This is a genomic window from Sphingomonas sp. (assembly GCF_040398505.1).
Classification (GTDB): Bacteria; Pseudomonadota; Alphaproteobacteria; order Sphingomonadales; family Sphingomonadaceae; genus Sphingomonas.
On sequence record NZ_JBBATX010000168.1, the window covers coordinates 1 to 4,076 of the forward strand.

The following is a 4,076-nucleotide window of genomic DNA, read 5'->3' on the forward strand; positions in this document are numbered from 1 at the left end:
CTGCAGTCGCGCGCCTATTTCCTTGCCCGTCCCGCGCACAAGCACGGGCGCCGGTGTCGTCGTCACGGCGCCGCGAACGTCGTTCGAATGAAAACCCCGTCCCCAATTCGCATAAAGCTCGAGATGGGGCGAAATTGCATAGGCGAGCGCAAATTTGGGCGAAATAAGATCGGCGCTGCTGCGTCCCTCGCCGATCGCCCGCGCCGCATCGTCGAGCCCTTTTACATCATACCAATAGTGATCGCCGCGCAGCCCTGCCGTAACGCGCGCGCCCTGAAAGGGGCGCCACACCGCTTCCCCATGGACGGCGGCCGATCCCTCGGCAACACGATACGCGCCGAGACTTGCGATGAATTGCCGGTCGCTGGTGTCCGCAACGCCGACGCGTCCTATGGCATCGTAGCGATTCTCGGTTCCGACCGTCAGGTCAAGCATTGGCCCTAACGACCAGTTCTTTTCGCCCCGCAAGCCGAACACCCAGCGCCGGTCAAACTGAAGAATTTGTGCGCTACTGCCGTCGGCGTTGGCGTAGGTCGGATTCGAATACATCGACCAATCATAATATTGCACATAGGCATTGGCCTTTAAGGTATCGTCCGTGAATGCCGCATCGGCGATCGCGCGCCGGGTATGGCCACGTGCCGATGGATCCGGCGCACAGAAGACGTCACGACATCTGGCGCTGCCAACGATGCGGTCGGGAATTTGCTCGGTTGGATTCCAGCGCGCATCGTAAAGATGAAAGCTGAGCGCGAACGCCCCGCTGCCGACGGGGCGGCTCAGCTTCGCAAACGCCGAATAATGACGCAGTCGTTCGGGCGTTGCCCATGGTCCGTCATAGTGCTTGGCCTGGGCAGCGACGGTCAGGCTACCCCCTGCTCCCGAAACAGTCGCACCTCCGGCGAGCCGCGCGGCGCCGTATGACCCTACTTCGACCGAGGCCCAAGGCTTATCAAAGTGCGAGACGGTCTGAAATATCGCGGCGCCGGCCAGCGCGAAATCTCCGCCAGCAGCCCGATAAGGTCCTTTGCGATAATCCTCGCGTTCGACGATTTCCGGGATTAGCCCGTTGAGGTCGAGATAGCCTTGGCCGTGGCCATGCGTGCGAAAGTTCATTTGTACGCCATCGATATATGTCGTGAAATCCGATCCATGGTCCAAATTGAAACCGCGCAAAAAATATTGATTGGCCTTGCCGCTGCCCGAGTGTTGCGCCGCGATCATACCAGGGACAGCTTCGAGCAGCTCCGCCACGCGCAACAGCGGACGTACCAGCAGATCCGCCCCTGCCACGGTATCCTCGCTGGCAGCAGTCGCCATTCCAATCTTTGACTCGCCGCGGCCAAAGACTACAATTTCCGGCGTGCCCGCGTCCGATGTCGTCTGCGCGGTGACGGGGCTGCCTGCGGGGAAAAGCAGCGCTGCCACATAAACGTATTTGGCTGGGGTCATTCCAAGCGTGCTGGCCGTTTTCGCTCCCGCGCGGCAAGCAAGTTACGGTTCGGACACGTTACGAGGTGTTAAATCTCGCAATGTAACAACCGCCTTGTTAGGGTTTGGCATGTCCACTGGGCCTTTTGCCGACACCTCTTCGCTCGACGACCAAGCCGCGCTTGTCATCAGCCACGACGCCTTCGGCCGCTCGCAGGCGTTGGACCGGCTGTTCCGGTTCCTTGTAAGCTGCGCGCGCGAAGGGCGGGCCCCCAAAGAAATCGAGATCGCGCGCGAAGTTTTCGACAAGGAGGCCGAAGACGATGCCTCCATCCGCGTCCACGTCCATCGGCTGCGCCGCAAGCTCGACGAGTTCTATGCGGGGCCAGGTGCCGACTTCCCGTCCCGGCTTGCACTGCCCAAGGGGGGATACCGGCTCATTGTCGTTCCGCGAGAGGTGGTCGAAGCGGTGACACTGGATGTCAAACTATCGTGGCACCGCAGCTGGACAATTGGCACGACGCTGCTGCTCATCGTCGCAATTCCCGGAACTTGGTGGCTCGCACGCCAACCCGATGCCGCTGAAGCACCGCTTGCGACCGCACGGGCGAGCCGCTTGTGGAGCCCAATTGTCGAAGGCGAACGACGGATCGCTTTGGTCGTTGGCGACTATTACATCTTTGGTGAGCGCAATCGCGATGGCGACGTGTCGCGCTTGGTCCGGGAATTCGACGTCAATTCAAGTCGCGATCTCGAGGTGCGAGCCAGCGCGCGAGGGGACGACGCGCGTGACGTTATAGACCTCGGCCTCGCTTATTTGCCGGTCGGCGTCGGCAATGCGCTGCGCGTCGTTGTGCCGGTTGTGCGGCGCAATGCCCGGACCGAAGTGCTCAGTTTCGTGATCCCGGCTTCGAAGCTAACCCCGGAACAACTCAAGCTGACAAATATCGTCTATCTTGGCTATCTGAGCGGGCTGGGTTCGTTGCGCGATCCCCTCTTTAGCGGGTCGCGCTTTGGAATTGGCTCGTCCTACGATGAGATCGTGGATCGCGCGACTGGACGGCGCTTTCTTGCGGGGTCACATCTCGACGCTGGCACCGACACGCCAACGCGTGATTATGCGCTGATTGCGGGCTTTAAAGGTGTGGGCGGGAACCAAATCGTTGTGATCGGCGGCACGCGCGACGCCGCCTTGATGCAAGCCGCTGATTTTGCAACGCGGCCCGAGACACTCAATCAGTTAACACGTGCCATCGGAGGTGCTGAAGAGTTCGAAGCGTTGCTCGCGGTCGAGTCACTTCGTGGCGTCGGCCTGCGCGCGCACCTCGTCTGGGCAGGACCCCGGCGGGCAACCAAGTGGGACGGCCCGCCACAGGTTTTTCCCGACTCCTCACCGGGCGCAACCGCAAATCAGGCGAGCTCGAGCGGAAGTCCCTAAGGATGCAGCCGACTTTGCGCCATTCGTTTGAACGAAACGTTGGCGCGCGTGCCGCGATTGATGACATCTGCCTCATCTCTCGATAAGATAGGACAGCGTCCTTCGATGAAAATAGAGACGCCCAGAGAGGTCGATGAAGCTAAGTCATTTCAATGTCCTCGTCGCGATTAGCGAACGGGGCAGCTTGCGCGGAGCAGCGCGTCAACTCGGCATGACTCAGCCCGCGATGACGCGGAGCATTCGCGAACTCGAGCGCGAGCTCGGCGTGCAGCTGTTTGAGCGCTCGTCTAGCGGCGTCATGCCGACCGACGCGGGACGTGCAGTGACGCACCACGCGCGGACGATTCAACTTCAAATGCAGCACACGCTTGAAGACGTGCAACGCTATAAAGGTGCCGAGACCGGCACTTTGTCGCTTGCTTTGTCGACTGCCGCGCACGTAGCGATCTTACCACGAATTTTGAACCCATTTCGTCGGCGTTATCCCGACGTGCGGCTCAAGATAATCGAGGGGCTATACCCTGCCTTGGAAGCCAGCATCCGTGACGGCGAAATCGACACTTATGTCGGGCCAGTTCCCAAAGACCTTCGGAGCCGAGGGCTCATCTGCGACGTATTATTCGAGAATCCGCGGATTATAGTGGGGCGCCGTGGGCATCCGCTTGCCGGCGCAACCTCAATCAAAGACCTCGTCGATGCGTGCTGGGTAACCACGCCCGTGATGCCGAACACCGAAAACGAAGTGAAAGCGATCTATGAGGGGGCTGGCCTTCCGACACCTAGGATCGTCGTTCAAGCAACGTCGGGAATGAGCATCATTTCGGTGGTCGCATCCACGGATTTGCTTGCCCCTGCACCGCGCGAGTGGCTCGAACTTATTCCAGCGACAAACCTGCTCGTCCATATTCCGATTAAAGAGGCGACTTTTGCCCCGCCAATCTGTGCAGTACGCCTCGAGCGAACGCAATTGTCGCCGCCCGCGCAATACTTGAGCGATCTGATCCACCGCGTCGCAGCCAATCACGTTAGACAATTGGCAGCATCGGCGGGGAAATGATTGTTTAGCTTGCAAACTCGTTCATTAGTGCCCTGACTCTTTCAAGCACGAGCCGAGCGTCGGATTGTGTCTCCGGCAGCTGTCGTTTCACCCACTAAGCCTGAAATTTGCGATACGCGGAAGTTGTCGTCCATCGCACGAGTTCATTGG

3 protein-coding genes are annotated in these 4,076 nt (G+C 59.9%); 2 read left to right on the forward strand and 1 reads right to left on the reverse strand.

Annotated features, from left to right (window positions below; all coding sequences use genetic code 11):
* On the reverse strand, nucleotides 1-1,452 hold a 1,452-nt coding region (locus ABWP09_RS13865), incomplete at its 3' end, for a TonB-dependent receptor (protein WP_353205713.1).
* Here ABWP09_RS13865 and ABWP09_RS13870 point away from each other — a divergent pair.
* Both ABWP09_RS13870 and ABWP09_RS13875 read left to right on the forward strand, forming a co-directional pair.
* Complete coding sequence (locus ABWP09_RS13870; protein ID WP_353205715.1) at nucleotides 1,439-2,869, forward strand: helix-turn-helix domain-containing protein; 1,431 nt, start codon at nucleotides 1,439-1,441, stop codon at nucleotides 2,867-2,869. The genes ABWP09_RS13865 and ABWP09_RS13870 overlap by 14 nt on opposite strands.
* 133 nt (nucleotides 2,870-3,002) lie before the next feature.
* Nucleotides 3,003-3,926 (forward strand): LysR family transcriptional regulator, encoded by a 924-nt coding sequence (locus ABWP09_RS13875; RefSeq protein ID WP_353205714.1) that lies wholly within the window; start codon nucleotides 3,003-3,005, stop codon nucleotides 3,924-3,926.
* Nucleotides 3,927-4,076 lie beyond the last annotated feature (150 nt).

Coding starts and splice junctions, on each gene's coding strand:
- ABWP09_RS13875 (WP_353205714.1), top strand. CDS start 3,003: ATGAAGCTAAGTCATTTCAATGTCCTCGTCGCGATTAGCGAACGGGGC.